Here is a 15,959-nt window from a genome sequence, read left to right as displayed (position 1 = left end):
TCCTTATAAGGATTGCACTCTTTCCGCAATAGCTGTACCTGTCGGTGTTACCGCAAGACCACCATCACTTGTTTCACGCAATGCTGCAGGCATAGCGCGACCTATATTATTCATCGCTTCGATGACTTCATCTGGTGGAATTTGGCTTTCAATATTCATTAACGCCATTTCAGATGCAGTTATGGCATGAACTGCATAAAAACCATTACGTTTAACACACGGTACTTCTACGAGTCCCGCTACAGGATCACAGGCTAGGCCCAATAAGTTTTTCATACACAATGCTATAGCATGGCCTACTTGACGTGGCGTACCACCCATCATTTCTACAATGGCACCAGCAGCCATACAAGCGGCTGTACCAATTTCAGCTTGGCAACCACCAACCGCACCAGCAACGCAAGCGCGATTTGCCACTACATTGCCAATCCCAGAAGCAGCTAAGAAACCTTTTACTACTATAGCTCGATCTAATTTGTAGTGGTCAGCTACAGCTTTCACCGCACCAGGCATAACACCACAAGAGCCCGCGGTAGGACATGCAACAATGCGGAACATTTTAGCATTCGCTTCATTTACGGCAATAGCATAGGTCATAGCCTTATACGCAATATCACTCATAAATATTGGTGTTTGGCCATTAAGCTGTGCCGCCTGACCACCGGACATACCAGAGGCCGTTTTCTCCGCATAGTCTATACCATCTCGAATAGAGCCTTCAAAAATGTCTAAACGATGCTCTATTTCACGGATAACCGCATCTTCACTACGGTCGTAATTTTCTAATTCATAACGCAATACTACATCGCCAAAAGAAATGTTATTTTCCTCTGCTAGACGAATAATATCTGCAATTGTATCATATGCATAACTCATCATTCGCCCTCCTATAATGCTTCAAAGGTCATCACATCTTGGATACCTGGAAACTCGCGCATAAACTGAACAGTAATAGGATTTACAACTGTGTCCGTAGTAATAACCATAACAGCGTCCTTGTGTTTACCCTTACGGAATACGCGCATTGTAGCGATGTTAATGTCAGATTCGCTCAATGCTTGGCTCACAAGAGAAATTGCACCAGGCCGATCCTCATGAAATACGACGAGCGTGAACTCATCACCTGTGATAGACATATCATTGCCATCCACTTCGGTAATCATAATTTGACCACCGCCGAGAGACCGGCCAATCACGGTCATATGGCGATTATGGTCATCATACATGTCAAAACGAACAACATTTGGATGCCCTACATCAAGAGGAGACTCTATAAAGGAATACTCCATTCCCTCTTTTTTTGCTAAGTCATGAGCGATACGAATATTCGTATCATCCTCTTTATAACCTAACAAACCGCCTATCAAAGCACGATCTGTACCATGACCTTTATAGGTCTTAGCGAAAGAACCATATAAAGTTAAATCTACCTTTTTTGGAGTGGAGCGGAAAATACACCGCGCCATCTTACCTAGCCGCGCAGCCCCCGCTGTATGCGAACTAGACGGACCAATCATAACAGGCCCTATAATATCAAAAATACTATTCATACACGCCTCTATATACACATAAACAATGTGAAAAAATCTTACGTTACCTATAGTATAACAATCAATATTCAAACATGTCTATATGCACATTAGAGGCATCTTTGTGTAACTATAGAGGACTTATAGTATGGTAAAAAACGCACCTTAGGCGAACCCAAGGTGCGTTATTTATAACAACAGTCCTAAATCATAAAAGAGAGGGGAAGTAGGACTGTGGTTAACAAGTTAACAGATCCTATTAACCCAAGATAGCTTTCATGTCAGCTTCAGGAGTTGTAATTGGATGCAAGTTGAATTTCTCTACCAAAATGTTCAATACATTGTTGGAGAAGAATTTAGGCAAGGATGGGCCGATGTAGATGTTGCGGATACCCAATGCCAACAATGTTAACAAGATACATACCGCTTTTTGTTCGTACCAGGACAATACCAATGTTAATGGCAAGTCGTTTACGTCACATTCAAAGGCACCAGCCAAAGCTACTGCTACTTGAATAGCGGAGTAAGCATCGTTACATTGACCCATATCAAGGATACGAGGGATACCGCCGATTTCGCCGATATTAAGGTCGTTGAAACGGAATTTACCACAAGCCAATGTCAATACTACTGTATCATCTGGAGTTTGTTTTACGAATTCTGTGTAGTAGTTACGGCCTACTTTAGCACCGTCACAACCACCTACTAAGAAGAAGTGTTTGATTGCGCCAGCTTTTACAGCGTCGATTACTTTATCAGCAATGCTCAATACTGTACCATGACCAAAACCAGTAGTTACTTCGTGACCACCGTTGATACCAGTGAATTCTTGAGCTTCTTTATAGCCGCCCAATTCGATTGCACGGTTGATAACTGCGGAGAAGTCTTTAGTACCGTCTTCTTTTTCTTCGATGTGTGCACAGCCGTCGAAACCTACCATATCTGTAGTGAAGATATTTTCTCTGTAGTTTTCTTTTGGTGGCATAATGCAGTTTGTAGTGAACAAGAATGCGCCAGGAACGTCAACAAATTCTTTTTGTTGGTTTTGCCATGCAGTACCGAAGTTACCTTTCAATTGAGGATGTTTTTTCAATTCAGGGTAAGCGTGGCAAGGCAACATTTCACCATGAGTATAGATGTTTACACCTTTACCATCAGTTTGGATCAACAATTGTTTCAAGTCGTGAAGGTCATGACCAGTAACAACGATGAAAGGACCTGGTTCTACAGTCAAAGGTACTGTAGTTGGTACTGGAGTACCATATGTTTCAGTATTAGCTTTATCAAGAATAGCCATGCATTTCAAGTTGATTTGACCGAATTCCATCAACAAGTTCAACCATTCTTCAGCGCTGTGGTCTTTTGCGAATTCTACCAAGCCTTTAATGAACCAAGCATCAACGTCAGCATCATGGAAACCAAGGCGTGCAGCATGCCATGCATAAGCAGCCATACCACGCATACCTAACAATAATGTGGAACGAAGGGATACGATATCTTCTTCACCTTTCCACAATTGTTCCCAATCAAAGTTTTGTTGAGTGCTGTCCACTTGTGCATGGTAAGCGTTTACTTCGTCGATGAACGCTTGAACGCGGTCTTCAGAGAAGTTAACGTTTGTTACACACATGAACAAACCACGCATTAAATAATCGATACCTTCTTTAGTGTGGCCTTTTACGTCTAAAGCGCGAGCCAAGCCAACTAAAGCAGCAGTTAATTCGTCTTGTAAGTTTGCAACTGGTGCAGTTTTACCACATACACCTTGTACAGTACAGCCGCCTGGTGCTGCAGATTGTTCGCATTGATAACAGAACATACTCATTTAAAAATCCTCCTTTGCGAGACTTCCTCGCATTCAAGCTAGATAATATAAAACCTATACATTACACTGATGAATTATCAGGTGTCTGAATGATTACATTTGAAAGTATAACGTAAAGGTGATACAATTTCTGTAGCTTGAGCAACAAATAAAAACTTTTTCAAATTTTTTCCTGACTCCCCTTGTGGAACAGGTAGACCATTTGGCCCTATTCTATTATTATACAATAATCATTATACATTGCTATAGATTTTGTCACACCGGAGGTGCTTATGAAGCAAATACTTTCAGAAGATATTATCAATCAATATATGCCGACCCTCATAAACTGCCCGCTGTTCAATAAACTTGGAGAAAACGAATTGCGTGGCTATTTACACAATGCCAAAGTAATTGTTCATAGCTACAAGAAAAATGATTTTATCGCCCTCTCTGGTGATCCCATGGATGGCATTGGCGTTATCTTAGAAGGTAGTGCACTTTTAACTCGCGAAAACGTAATAGGCCAACGTGTTATCATGGCCAATCTAGAGGAATCCGATATATTCGGGGAAGCATTACTATTCAGTAAACAACCGCTATGGCCAGCTACTATCAAAGCTATAAAAGCTTCTAAGATTATGTTCATTCCCCTCGAAACATTTATCGACACCTTACCAGATTGTCAACAATGCCAAACTAAAATCTTATCCAATCTATTAGAGGATTTATCTGAAAAAGCAATTCTCTTAACGAGAAAGGTTCATTACCTTACATTAAAAGGGATGCGTGAAAAGATCTTTGCTTACTTAACAGATCTATATAAGCGTCAACACTCTACTACTATTCATTTACCTCACAATCGTGAGCAAATGGCTGAGGTGCTCAACGTATCTCGCACAGCGCTTAGCCGTGAACTTGGCCGCCTTCGTGATGAAGGTCTCATCGATATTACAGGCCGCACTGTAGCAATAAAAAATATTGAAGAAATTGAAGAATTCGGTTTTAATAGTTTCTAAGCATGATATGGCTTAATATTTTTATGCATAATAAGGTTACTAGTTTCTAAATTATATAACCCTTAAAAGCTTCTAAACTCAGTCAATGTTAAACTGAGTCGACGAAAATAAAAGAGGTCTCTCTAGATTATCTAGGGAGACCTCTTTCATATGTATTAAGTATTAGAACCAATGAGATAAATCAAACTCTTCACCAATCGTTGCTTTCACATGAGCTCGGCCTAAGTAAAGGCCTAGCAAGGTCAAGCTAATTTTAGACATCGGCGTTTTATCAAACACATCAGCCAAGTCCAAAAGAACTGGAGAAATATCATCCATAATATCACGCGCCTCTTGCCCTCTGAAAGCAGTTGGTTTGCTCTTCATAAGTGCCAAAAGATCTCGTTGAACCATGGAGTCAGAAATACGAGTTTGTCTAAAGAAGCGTGGTGCCATGGATTCATCAACTAAAGCCAATTTATATAAATTAGAGTTTAGGCTGCGCACCACGTAGCGTGGATCTACACCATGACCATCAGTGGCACGGAATAATTCTTCCTTAGAGAATCCACGATAATTAAATACAAATGGATAAGAATTAGATAATACTTGTGCCAATGTAATCGGCTCACGTTCCTCTTGAGTACAGCGCAGGTAATCTAGCTGACGATAGAAGGAATGATTTTGTGGCAGATCAGAAATAAATGGCTCAATATATTTTTCTACATAATGTTGGAAATGAATCAATCCATAGTTATTGGAGTTTCTAGAGTATTGCAATAATAAAGTTAACGCCATGACTTGGAAGTGACCTAGTGTTAAATGTGGTAATACGCGCAATGCGTCAAAGGCCACTAAATACGGCGTACTAGACTTAGGAGATTGCACAACATCGAGGAAAGCCCCTAATGCAGCGGACTTCATCCACTCCGTATTCGTTGCAGCATAAGCCTTTTGCATGCTCATCAAAGCTTCTTGAATAACAATATTGTCTAACAACGCATTCACTTCAGCTAGCTTTGTAATATTAAGTGCCGCCAAAGCATCTCTTGTAATATCTTCTACATAATATTGTGTATCCCCATGCAGTACGCCAAAAGCATGTACAAATGGAGCTATAGCTAGTTCGATGCATTTATCTTCATGCGCTGCTTTAGCCCATTGGCCAGTAGGAACCTCTTCATCAACTAAGCTTGCTGCAGCTAACTGTGCCTCAATTTCAGAGGCATCAAACAAACGAGTTTCATCTAATACAGATGGTCCTTCAGCAACTTGTACCTCGTCAGCACCGCCAATCATTTGAGTGACTTCCAAATTTTCAGCTGCATCTGCCTCGAAAGCCTCAACAGATTCGCCCATAGCAATAGTATCCTCTACAAAACTTGGTCGATTACGAAGCTCATCAGTTACCTTATCTAGGACAATAGTCTTATCCATTAATGAAGTAGCTTGATTGCCATTAGGTTCAGTTCTTGTAGATTGAGATGCACTGATTTCACCAGTATTAGACGCAGTACGAGTTACAGCCTCATTGTGATCCCCTAAGGCCAAGGAGTAACCGGTAGATGTATTTTCTACATGTGTATCCTTACCATCTCTTCGATTGAAAGATGTATCTGTAGAGTCTACTAAAGCCTCTTCAGGTTCATCGTGTACAACCTCTGTAGATTTATCATGTAAAACTTCGCCAGATTGATCTTCAGTGGAATCAGCAATCGATGCAGTATATACATTAGTACCACCTGCATGAGTTATCGTTACATCACCATGCTTGGATTCCATTGCAATTGGACTATCATTATTCTCTTCAACACTATGGTCTACATCTGAATTTCTATGCGTCTTAGGCTTTGATTGATTTTCACCATCACCACGACTAAAAACGGCGTAACAAATAGCAAAAAATCCAAGCGCCACAACGGCTAATACAAAATACGGTATTACGTTTGACATACTATCCCCCTACATCAATGCTTCATTATATGCAGCACGTTCCCCACCGATGCTCTTTGGACGAACACGACAAGCCGTTACATGGGCTTTTCCAATTTCTTTTACACTAAGACGTACTGGTACTGTAACATGTTTCATGTGCATGCCTATGAAAGTATCACCAATATCGATGCCTGCATCAGCTTGAATAAATTCAACCATTACAGGATCATCAAAACGTTCATACGCAGTTACAGCCATAGCACCACCTGCATGACGTTGAGGCACTACATTAACCTCTTCCTCCCAGGTCATTGCACTCCGCTCCATCACAAGAGCACGATTAATATGTTCACAGCATTGAACTGCCAAATTAAGGCCTCTCTCCTTAATAGCTGTATATATTTCATCAAATACGACCTGAGCCACATCTAGATGGGAATCAGTACCGATTTTTTTACCTACAATTTCGCTAGTGGAGCAGCCCACAACGAATAGTTGACCTTCTCGAACCTTTGCCAAATCAAGTAGTTCAGCCATCGCTGTGCGAACTGACTGACGAATAGTTTCTACAGAAGTCATGTTATCGCCTCACTCACTTTGAATGTATAAAATCTATATGTATATTATCATAAAATGGACAGAATCGGTAGACTTTACTCTACACATCTGTGGTGAACATCTCATGATGCTAACTTATAAACTGTAAAAGTATATCCTTATCCTATTATCATACTATTAAAGAATGAAGGCAACAAAAAGAGGCTTGCAAATGCAAGCCTCTTTTTAATCACTCAATGGTGATATTAGATTTTTCTGTAAGGTTTTTGACCTTCTTCGTAGAAGTTGTTACCTTCAGTATCGCCAACTACGATGCAAGGGAAGTCTTCAACAGTCAATTCAGCCAAAGCTTCTGGACCAAGTTCACCATAAGCAAGTACTTCGTATTTTTTGATGGATTTTGCAATCAATGCTGCAGCGCCACCAACTGCTGCGAAGTATGTGCAACCATTTTTCTTCATGGATTCTACTACTGCTGGTTTACGGGAACCTTTACCGATCATGCCTTTGATACCTTGATCAAGCATTGTTGGTGTGTAAGCATCCATACGACCAGAAGTTGTAGGACCAGCAGAACCAATTGGATCACCAGGTTTTGCAGGTGTAGGTCCTAAGTAGTAAACGAATTTGTTTGTCCAATCGATTGGTAATTTTTCACCACGTGCTAAAGCTTCAGTCATAACTTTATGAGCAGCATCACGAGCGGAGTAAATTTTGCCAGTGATAAGTACGCTATCGCCAACTTTTAATTTACGGGAAAACTCTTCATTATATTCTTCAGTATTAATGCGAATTGTTTCAGCCATTGTAATTACCTCCTACCGATTAAAGTACTACGTGTTTATGACGAGCAGCATGACACATAATAGTAACAGCAACAGGAAGGCCGGCGATATGAGTTGCACCCCATTCGATGTTTACACCGATACAAGTTGTTGTGCCGCCCAATTGTGGACCGATACCAGTTTTGTTAACCATTTCCAAAATTTCTTCTTCCAATTTTGCATACTCTGGATCTTTATGAGGAGTGCTAATATCGCGAAGCAAAGCTTTTTTGGACATAACAGCTGCTTGGTCCATAGTACCACCAATACCAATACCAAGTACGATTGGAGGGCATGGGTTAGGGCCAGCATGTTTTACGATTTCAAGAACTGCATTTTTAACGCCTTCAACGCCATCTGCAGGTACCAACATAGCTACGTCAGATTTGTTTTCAGAACCGAAACCTTTAAGTTCTACGTTGATTTCTACTTTATCGCCAGGAACGATATCGATGTAGATAATTGCAGGTGTATTATTTTGAGTGTTTTTACGGTTGAACAATGGTTCTGCTACAACAGATTTACGAAGGTAACCTTCTACATAACCTTGAGCAACACCTTCATTGATAGCTTCCTTAAGATCACCACCAACGAAATGAACATCTTGACCTACTTCTAAGAATACCAATGTCATACCAGTATCTTGGCAATATGGACGATCTTCAGCATCAGCAATTTCTGCATTTTTGATGATTTGATCGAGAACGATGCAACCAACTGGAGACTCTTCTGTTTCACGGCCTTTTTTCAAGCCTTCATAGATGTCTTTTGGCAAGTGGTAAGCTGCGTCCATACACATTTGACGGACTGTTTTTGTGATTTCAGATACTTGAATCTCGCGCAAGATAATCCCTCCTCAGGAACATAGTTGAATATTAATTCTAATACCGTGAGATAACTTTTGCTCTCAAGTATATAAGATTGATTTATCTCATATACATCGAGATTAACTCTATGCATCAATCGTAACACACAATATACAGCCTTTCAACGCTTTAACTATACAGTTTTCTCAATGCTTTTTAGTTTTTGAGAATTATTTTCATGAATATTATTGTATATATTTCGGTATTTTAATGGGCTCTATGAACCTCAATTTATAATAATGAAAGCATACTCACAATGTGATAAAAGTCATAGTTTATCACACATTAATCCCCTTTTTATGATCCTTATCTATATGGACTTACTAATATATAGATTTAGTTTATAATTACCCACAAACCTAGACTATATCTAATAAGATAAATACGCTTTTCTATTAACTGATATTTCTTTTCAAATAAATCTTTTAAACTTTTCTACAATGCATATGTATACCGATTATCTTCAATATACTTATATTGCTAACTCTCTTGTATATATTGTGACATAACAGCTTATAAACCTAGCAATTATCTGTACTTGTTATACTCTATAGATTTTATTGATTTTTATTACTCACTTATCAATATTTTTAATAACTAGTTTTACGTATAAAGTTATGTGTTTTAGTCATACTTAATAAGTTTTAATTTATAGTAGTTTTAAAAAAAAGGCTTGCTTTTATAATTAATCTAACATATAATAACAATCGTACCATTCCTCGATAGCTCAGTCGGTAGAGCAATCGGCTGTTAACCGATCGGTCGTAGGTTCGAGTCCTACTCGAGGAGCCATTCTGGCCCGTTGGTCAAGCGGTTAAGACACCGCCCTTTCACGGCGGTATCCCGGGTTCGATTCCCGGACGGGTCACCACATGGACGATTAGCTCAGCTGGGAGAGCGCCTGCCTTACAAGCAGGATGTCGGCAGTTCGATCCTGTCATCGTCCACCAGACTAAAGGAGCAAGCATACTGCTTGCTTCTTTTTTTTGTATATGTGATATAATAGTACCAGTTGTTTTGTTTGTAATTTTATTTTGTGATTTTAAATGAGTTTTATTAAGAGGAGGAATTATGTTTCGTAACTTCGGACTCTGTAAACGTCCCCTACTTACAGTACTAGGTGTACTACTTGCATCCACATTAGCAACAGCTAATGCTGCTACAATCGATATGAGTCAATTAACTTCTAATGGAACTAAACCGGTAGTAATTAGTTCTGCAGCAGTTAACCAAAATAGTGCTGCACCTATCGTAAATATCGAAACCAATACACAATCAACTACAAAGGTAGTAAATACACCGTTATCTACACCAATTTCAAGTGCCCCAGAAAAGGCAACTATTAATGCATCTAATGCTAATTACGATGGCCATTTAGAGAACTTCCCAAGTCGCAAAGTAACTATCGTTGTACCCGCTAAATTACGCAATGAAAATACAGCACAATTTGGTCGTTATATGACAGATCGCTTGTCTAATACGCTTAAATATCCTTATTATGATACTGCTATTGTAAGTACTAATACACCAACTGCACAAATCAGAGCTGTTGACCTTGCTCAAATTGCAGCAGCACAAAATTCAGAAATCGTAATTATGCCTGTCCCACTACAAGATATCTATGTACAGGTTAGTGGTATAAATAGCCCATATGCATATAACGATGAAGATCGTGAAACTTACATTACTGCAAAAGTGAATGCATTATTGTACTACTACGATGTAAACGACAAAGTTGTTCACACCCTTCGCACAGGCTTTAACCAAACCGATGATTCTTTAACTATGCCAACCCATAAAACTGTTTGGAACAAAGTTATGACAATATTACTTGATAAATTGCCATACAAACGCATTCCCACAGATCGTGACCGCTACCAAGCGCCTGGTATTAATTCTGAAACACCAGTTGTACTTGATTTCCAAGTAGAGCAACCAAGAAATACAGCATACTCCTTAAAAGGCGTTAGCGTGTTATAATGAACAGATAAAAGGATCTACAGATGTAGGTCCCTTTATTTTGTAACAACTATAATAATTTAACAACATATAAATACGCACTAACACGCAAATACGCACAAGAAAAGGCTAGCCCCTCGGCTAGCCTTTTATCTTATAGTTGTTTAGTTACATGCAAACGCAATAAGGCACGTTGCAATGCCGCTTCTGCTCTTTCTACATCAATATCAGGTGTAGGATTGGACAAACGACCTTCAGCACGCTCTTTCGCACGCTGTGCACGCTCCACATCAATAGATTCTGGATCTTGGCAATCTGGTGTTACAATACTCACCTTATTATGTTCGATTTCACAGAAGCCACCAAATACTGCAAGTTCACGAGATGTTCCATCTGGTTGATCAATGCGTAAAGGTGCTAAGTCCAATGCAATAATCATAGGTGCATGATTTGGTAAGATACCAAAAGCACCGTCAATAGCCTTACCTACAAAAAATGTAGATTCGCCTTCAAAGACAATTGCATCAGGTGTGATTATTTGCAGGGTCATAGGTTCCGCCATGGATTATTCCCCCTTCTCTTGCATTTCCTTTGCTTTTTGAACGGCTTCATCGATGGTGCCAACCATGTAGAATGCGCCTTCAGGCAATTCATCATGTTTACCATCTAAGATTTCTCTAAAGCCTCTCAATGTTTCGGACAATGGTACGTATTTACCAGGAGAACCTGTAAATACTTCAGCTACGAAGAACGGTTGACTCAAGAAACGTTGAATCTTACGTGCACGAGATACAGTCAATTTATCTTCGTCAGATAATTCTTCCATACCAAGGATTGCGATAATATCTTGAAGATCTTTATATTTTTGCAATACTTCTTGCACACCACGCGCTACAGCATAGTGTTCTTCACCAAGCACATGTGGGTCCAAAATACGGCTCGTAGAGTCTAACGGATCCACCGCTGGATAGATACCAAGCTCCGCAATGGAACGAGACAATACTGTTGTCGCATCCAAGTGAGCGAATGTTGCCGCTGGAGCAGGGTCAGTTAAGTCATCGGCAGGTACGTATACAGCTTGTACAGAAGTAATAGAGCCTTCTTTTGTAGATGTAATACGTTCTTGTAATGCCCCTACGTCATTAGCCAATGTAGGTTGGTAACCTACGGCAGATGGCATACGACCTAAGAGGGCAGATACTTCAGAACCCGCTTGGATAAAGCGGAAGATGTTATCGATGAACAAGAGCACGTCTTGTTTCTTCACATCACGGAAGTATTCAGCCATTGTAAGGCCAGTAAGACCTACGCGCATACGAGCCCCTGGTGGTTCATTCATTTGACCATATACGAGGGCTGTTTTGTTGATAACACCGGACTCTTTCATTTCATTCCACAAGTCGTTACCTTCACGAGTACGTTCGCCTACGCCGGAGAATACGGAGTAACCACCGTGCTCTGTAGCAACATTGTGAATTAATTCCATGATTAATACAGTTTTACCTACACCGGCACCACCGAAAAGACCGATTTTACCACCTTTTACGTATGGAGCGATAAGGTCAACGACCTTAATACCTGTTTCCAAGATTTTTGTATCTGGAGAAAGGTCATCAAATTTAGGTGCTGGACGGTGAATCGGCCATTTTTCATCAGCCACAACTGGCGCTGGATCATGGTCTACCGTTTCACCAAGTACGTTAAAGATACGGCCCAATACGCCTTCCCCAACAGGGATGGAAATAGGATTGCCAGTATCTTCCGCTTCCATATTACGTGTCATACCGTCAGTAGAGCTCATCGCAACACAACGAACTATGTCATCCCCTAAGTGTTGCATAACCTCTACTACGATTTTTTGTCTATCATGTGCTTTATGGTCATGGTAGATGTGGATGGCGTTGTAGATGGCTGGCAAATGACCAGCATCGAAGCGCACGTCTACAACCGGACCGATGACCTGCACAACTTTACCAATATTATTACTCATCGACAGATGTCTCCTTATCTATTGCAAGGCATTAGCGCCACCAACGATTTCAGAAATTTCGTTTGTAATACTAGATTGACGCAACTTGTTATATTCAAGGCCTAAGGACTCAATAAGTTCCCCTGCATTATCTGTAGCAGATGTCATAGCTGTCATACGAGCACCTAATTCACTAGCTGCAGATTGCAACAATCCATTATAAACAGTAATTTCTAAATATTTTGGTAGCAACGCCTCCAAGACGGATACAGCAGATGGCATGAAATCATACTCCTGCCCTTTTACCTCATCTTGTGGTTGCTCTATCGGCAACAAGCGCTCAGCCTGTGCAATTTGCGTCATAGAATTTACAAAACGTGTATAGATCATGATGACTTCGTCAACTTCATGACGTTCGTATAATGAAAGTGCTTCATGCATAATAGCACGAGCATGTTCATAGGAAGGTTTATCGGAGAAGCCCGCATAGGACTTATCGATATGAATACCTCTAGATTTCATGCTGTCTCTAGGTTTTCTACCCGCCGTGATTACACGGTATGTACTAGGATCTTTGCCTTTTAATTCTTCCATAGCAAACTTAAGTACATTAGATGAGAATGCCCCAGCAAGACCTTTATCTGCACCGACTACAATATAGCAAGTACGTTCAACAGGTCGAACATCTAAAAGAGGACTTTCAAAGCCTTCTAAATCACTATTAGACATATGACGCAAGATTTGCCCAATCTTTTCTGCGTAAGGGCGCGTAGCTTCCGCTTTTGTTTGTGCCCTACGAAGACGAGCAGAAGCTACCATCTTCATCGCTTTAGTAATTTGTTGCGTATTGGTAACACTTTTTATGCGTTTTCGCAAATCTTGTGCACTAGCCATACATTACGCCTCCTTACGAGACACTAATGTATGAGTAGAACCAAATGCTTCTACACATTCTGGGATTGCTTGTTTCAATAGATTTTCAGTTTCGTCCTCGATTTTCTTGGACGTTTCAATGTTTGTGATAATTTCAGGATAGTTAGCTTTCACATAACGTAACAATTCTGCTTCGAAGGTCAATACATCCTCAACTTGAATGTCTGCCAAATATCCTTTTGTGCCCGCATAGAGGTTAATAACCATTTCAGCTACGCTCATTGGCTCATATTGGCCTTGCTTCAACATTTCAGTCAAACGTTCACCACGATCAAGTTGTGCTCGTGTAGCCGCATCAAGGTCTGAACCGAACTGAGCAAAGGCAGCCAACTCACGATATTGAGCAAGGTCCAAACGCAATTGGCCCGCTACTTGTTTCATCGCTTTAGTTTGTGCACTACCACCTACACGGGATACGGACAAACCTACGTCAACAGCTGGACGAATACCAGAGTAGAACATATCTGTACCCAAGAAAATTTGGCCATCCGTAATGGAAATTACGTTTGTTGGGATGTAAGCAGATACGTCACCCGCTTGAGTTTCGATAATAGGCAACGCTGTAATGGAACCGCCACCAAGTTCAGGTGAAAGTTTCGCAGCGCGCTCTAATAGACGGCTGTGTAAGTAGAATACGTCGCCTGGATACGCCTCACGCCCTGGTGGACGGCGTAACAATAGGGACATAGCACGGTATGCAGCCGCTTGTTTTGTTAAGTCATCATATACGCATAATACGTGTTTGCCTTGATACATGAAGTATTCACCCATGGCAACACCAGCGTAAGGAGCGATGTATTGAAGAGGAGCACCAGTAGATGCACTAGCAGATACTACGATTGTATACTCCATAGCGCCTGCTTCTTCAAGCTTTTGCACTACGCGAGCTACAGTAGATTCTTTTTGACCAATGGCTACATAAATACAAATAACGTCTTTGCCTTTTTGGTTCAAAATAGTATCTAATGCAATCGCAGTTTTACCAGTACCACGGTCACCGATAATAAGCTCACGTTGACCACGACCAATTGGTACCATCGCATCAATCGCTTTAATGCCTGTTTGTAAAGGTTCGTTTACAGATTGACGATCCGCAATACCAGGTGCTGGATGTTCGATAGGACGACGTTCTGTAGCTTGGATAGCACCCTTTCCGTCAAGAGGTTGACCAAGGGGGTTCACTACACGGCCAATCAAGGCATCCCCGGCAGGAACATCCATAATTTTGCCAGTACGGCGTACTTGGTCGCCTTCTTTGATCAAGAAGTCATCACCTAATAGTACGGCACCAACATTATCTAATTCTAAGTTCAAAACTAAGCCATATACGCCGTGAGGCAATTCTAATAACTCACCGGCCATGGCTCTTTCAAGACCATAAATATGGGCGATGCCATCCCCTACGTCGAGAACAGTACCCACGTCATCGACATTGAGGTCAACATCATAGTCCTGAATCTGCTGTTTGATTATAGCAGTGATTTCTTCAGGCTTCATTTTCATATATACCCATTCACCCCTATCTAATAGAGTTCGTTCTTAATAAAGATTTTTCTAATTCTTCTAAACGGCGAGCTACAGAGCCATCGATGCGTTTATCCCCTACTTGGATAACGATACCACCCATAATTGATGGATCTTGACGCACGGATAAGATGACATCTTTTCCTGTAACCTCTCTTAGTTTAGCTTGTACAGATGCTTCTACATCAGCTGTGATTGGTTCTGCTACAGTTACAGTAGCTTCTAAAATACCACGAGCTTCACGAGATTTTTGAATAAACGCGGCAATAGCTTGTGCTATATAGCGATGACGTCCACGTTTAATCATCACATAGATAAAGTGTAGAGCAACTTTGTCAATACTAGATTCAAAGATTCTACCAACAAGTTTAATCTTCGCCTCTTCTGTAACGATTGGATTTTCAAGAAATGAACGAAGTTCAGGCTGTTCCGCCATAACGGATGCTACATAGCCTAATTGCTCCTCCATGAGTTCCAAATTATTTTGTTCTTGAGCTAATTCAAACATAGCCGAACTGTATTTATCTGCTACAATTTCTATGCTCATCGTATCACAACCCTATCGTTTTACTATCAAGTTGACGAATAGCGTCTTCGATCAATTTTGTATTAGTTTCGCTGTTCATATCTTTAGCAACAACTTTACCAGCCATAGCGACAGATAAAGAAACAACTTCATTGCGTAAGCTATTCATAGCACGATCACGTTCGATAGCAATATCTTGACGTGCACGATTTTTTTCTTGTTCAATTTGCTCACGAGCTGTTGCCAATTGTTCTCGTGTTGTATGTTCTGCTTCTTGAATTGCTTTTTCAACAATTTGTTGTGCTTCTACACGAGCATTAGAAATTTGAGCTGCATAATCAGCTTTAAACGCCTCTGCCTCTACACGGGCTTGTTCAGCAGCTGCTAAGTCTTTAGCAATTCGTTCTTTACGTTCTGTCATCATAGCCAATAATGGTTTATATGCAAAACGTGCCAATAGCCAAACTAATATAAAAAAGTTCAACATTTGAGCAAGAATCGTTCCAAGGCTTAAGTCAACCAAGGTTATTCCTC

At 40.5% G+C, this 15,959-nt stretch carries 15 protein-coding genes and 3 tRNA genes; 5 read left to right on the top strand and 13 right to left on the bottom strand.

What is annotated here, in order from left to right:
* Positions 1-3 precede the first annotated feature (3 nt).
* The 3 genes from sdaAA to hcp all read right to left on the bottom strand — a co-directional run bounded on the left by sdaAA (position 4) and on the right by hcp (position 3,354).
* Positions 4-876, bottom strand: a complete 873-nt coding sequence (gene sdaAA / locus RWZ05_RS06500) for an L-serine ammonia-lyase, iron-sulfur-dependent, subunit alpha (RefSeq protein WP_314643068.1) — start codon at positions 874-876, stop codon at positions 4-6.
* A gap of 11 nt (positions 877-887) precedes the next feature.
* The gene (sdaAB, locus tag RWZ05_RS06495; protein WP_314643044.1) at positions 888-1,550 is read right to left on the bottom strand and encodes an L-serine ammonia-lyase, iron-sulfur-dependent subunit beta; all 663 of its coding nucleotides are present in this window, start codon (positions 1,548-1,550) and stop codon (positions 888-890) included.
* A gap of 238 nt (positions 1,551-1,788) precedes the next feature.
* Positions 1,789-3,354: a hydroxylamine reductase gene (gene hcp / locus RWZ05_RS06490; protein WP_314643042.1), complete on the bottom strand. Its 1,566-nt coding sequence runs from the start codon at positions 3,352-3,354 to the stop codon at positions 1,789-1,791.
* Positions 3,355-3,626: 272 nt separating this feature from the next.
* Between hcp and RWZ05_RS06485 the strand changes: the two genes are divergently transcribed.
* Positions 3,627-4,352 (top strand): Crp/Fnr family transcriptional regulator, encoded by a 726-nt coding sequence (locus RWZ05_RS06485; RefSeq protein WP_314643040.1) that lies wholly within the window; start codon positions 3,627-3,629, stop codon positions 4,350-4,352.
* A gap of 162 nt (positions 4,353-4,514) precedes the next feature.
* Here RWZ05_RS06485 and RWZ05_RS06480 read toward each other — a convergent pair whose 3' ends face one another.
* The 4 genes from RWZ05_RS06480 to RWZ05_RS06465 all read right to left on the bottom strand — a co-directional run bounded on the left by RWZ05_RS06480 (position 4,515) and on the right by RWZ05_RS06465 (position 8,492).
* The gene (locus RWZ05_RS06480) at positions 4,515-6,284 is read right to left on the bottom strand and encodes an LPO_1073/Vpar_1526 family protein (protein WP_314643038.1); all 1,770 of its coding nucleotides are present in this window, start codon (positions 6,282-6,284) and stop codon (positions 4,515-4,517) included.
* 9 nt (positions 6,285-6,293) lie between these two features.
* Positions 6,294-6,845: a TIGR01440 family protein gene (locus tag RWZ05_RS06475; RefSeq protein ID WP_314643037.1), complete on the bottom strand. Its 552-nt coding sequence runs from the start codon at positions 6,843-6,845 to the stop codon at positions 6,294-6,296.
* A gap of 224 nt (positions 6,846-7,069) precedes the next feature.
* On the bottom strand, positions 7,070-7,630 hold the full coding sequence (locus tag RWZ05_RS06470; protein WP_009352515.1) for a Fe-S-containing hydro-lyase: 561 nt from the start codon (positions 7,628-7,630) through the stop codon (positions 7,070-7,072).
* Between the two features lie 19 nt (positions 7,631-7,649).
* Positions 7,650-8,492, bottom strand: a complete 843-nt coding sequence (locus tag RWZ05_RS06465; protein WP_314643036.1) for a fumarate hydratase — start codon at positions 8,490-8,492, stop codon at positions 7,650-7,652.
* Positions 8,493-9,230: 738 nt separating this feature from the next.
* On the opposite strand from RWZ05_RS06465, the gene RWZ05_RS06460 reads away from it, so the two are divergent.
* From RWZ05_RS06460 to RWZ05_RS06445, 4 genes are all read left to right on the top strand, one after another.
* A tRNA-Asn gene (locus RWZ05_RS06460) sits at positions 9,231-9,306 on the top strand.
* A gap of 4 nt (positions 9,307-9,310) precedes the next feature.
* Positions 9,311-9,385, top strand: a tRNA-Glu gene (locus tag RWZ05_RS06455).
* 3 nt (positions 9,386-9,388) lie between these two features.
* Positions 9,389-9,464: transfer RNA gene (locus RWZ05_RS06450), tRNA-Val, on the top strand.
* Between the two features lie 121 nt (positions 9,465-9,585).
* A complete protein-coding gene (locus tag RWZ05_RS06445) occupies positions 9,586-10,494 on the top strand; it encodes a hypothetical protein (protein ID WP_314643035.1) in 909 nt (302 codons plus the stop codon).
* Between the two features lie 133 nt (positions 10,495-10,627).
* Here the strand turns inward: RWZ05_RS06445 and atpC are convergent, their stop codons facing one another.
* From atpC to atpF, 6 genes are read right to left on the bottom strand one after another with little or no spacing between them, the layout of a single operon-like run.
* On the bottom strand, positions 10,628-11,035 hold the full coding sequence (gene atpC, locus RWZ05_RS06440; protein ID WP_314643034.1) for an ATP synthase F1 subunit epsilon: 408 nt from the start codon (positions 11,033-11,035) through the stop codon (positions 10,628-10,630).
* A 3-nt stretch (positions 11,036-11,038) separates the two neighbouring features.
* A complete protein-coding gene (gene atpD, locus RWZ05_RS06435; RefSeq protein ID WP_314643033.1) occupies positions 11,039-12,463 on the bottom strand; it encodes a F0F1 ATP synthase subunit beta in 1,425 nt (474 codons plus the stop codon).
* A gap of 18 nt (positions 12,464-12,481) precedes the next feature.
* Entirely contained in the window at positions 12,482-13,336 is an 855-nt protein-coding gene (gene atpG, locus RWZ05_RS06430; RefSeq protein WP_265137783.1) for an ATP synthase F1 subunit gamma, read from the bottom strand.
* Positions 13,337-13,339: 3 nt separating this feature from the next.
* Entirely contained in the window at positions 13,340-14,878 is a 1,539-nt protein-coding gene (atpA, locus tag RWZ05_RS06425) for a F0F1 ATP synthase subunit alpha (protein ID WP_314643031.1), read from the bottom strand.
* Between the two features lie 16 nt (positions 14,879-14,894).
* Positions 14,895-15,446, bottom strand: a complete 552-nt coding sequence (gene atpH, locus RWZ05_RS06420; protein ID WP_314643030.1) for an ATP synthase F1 subunit delta — start codon at positions 15,444-15,446, stop codon at positions 14,895-14,897.
* A gap of 4 nt (positions 15,447-15,450) precedes the next feature.
* Entirely contained in the window at positions 15,451-15,948 is a 498-nt protein-coding gene (gene atpF / locus RWZ05_RS06415) for a F0F1 ATP synthase subunit B (protein ID WP_314643029.1), read from the bottom strand.
* Between the last annotated feature and the right edge of the window lie 11 nt (positions 15,949-15,959).

This window comes from uncultured Veillonella sp., from assembly GCF_963543145.1.
GTDB lineage: Bacteria > Bacillota > Negativicutes > Veillonellales > Veillonellaceae > Veillonella.
This window is presented reverse-complemented; position numbering and strand designations above follow the sequence as displayed.

Excerpts from the sequence above, each read along its gene's own strand:
- sdaAA (WP_314643068.1), bottom strand. The coding sequence starts at position 876 with ATGAGTTATGCATATGATACAATTGCAGATATTATTCGTCTAGCAGAG.
- sdaAB (WP_314643044.1), bottom strand. The coding sequence starts at position 1,550 with ATGAATAGTATTTTTGATATTATAGGGCCTGTTATGATTGGTCCGTCT.
- hcp (WP_314643042.1), bottom strand. The coding sequence starts at position 3,354 with ATGAGTATGTTCTGTTATCAATGCGAACAATCTGCAGCACCAGGCGGC.
- RWZ05_RS06485 (WP_314643040.1), top strand. The coding sequence starts at position 3,627 with ATGAAGCAAATACTTTCAGAAGATATTATCAATCAATATATGCCGACC.
- RWZ05_RS06480 (WP_314643038.1), bottom strand. The coding sequence starts at position 6,284 with ATGTCAAACGTAATACCGTATTTTGTATTAGCCGTTGTGGCGCTTGGA.
- RWZ05_RS06475 (WP_314643037.1), bottom strand. The coding sequence starts at position 6,845 with ATGACTTCTGTAGAAACTATTCGTCAGTCAGTTCGCACAGCGATGGCT.
- RWZ05_RS06470 (WP_009352515.1), bottom strand. The coding sequence starts at position 7,630 with ATGGCTGAAACAATTCGCATTAATACTGAAGAATATAATGAAGAGTTT.
- RWZ05_RS06445 (WP_314643035.1), top strand. The coding sequence starts at position 9,586 with ATGTTTCGTAACTTCGGACTCTGTAAACGTCCCCTACTTACAGTACTA.
- atpC (WP_314643034.1), bottom strand. The coding sequence starts at position 11,035 with ATGGCGGAACCTATGACCCTGCAAATAATCACACCTGATGCAATTGTC.
- atpD (WP_314643033.1), bottom strand. The coding sequence starts at position 12,463 with ATGAGTAATAATATTGGTAAAGTTGTGCAGGTCATCGGTCCGGTTGTA.
- atpG (WP_265137783.1), bottom strand. The coding sequence starts at position 13,336 with ATGGCTAGTGCACAAGATTTGCGAAAACGCATAAAAAGTGTTACCAAT.
- atpA (WP_314643031.1), bottom strand. The coding sequence starts at position 14,878 with ATGAAAATGAAGCCTGAAGAAATCACTGCTATAATCAAACAGCAGATT.
- atpH (WP_314643030.1), bottom strand. The coding sequence starts at position 15,446 with ATGAGCATAGAAATTGTAGCAGATAAATACAGTTCGGCTATGTTTGAA.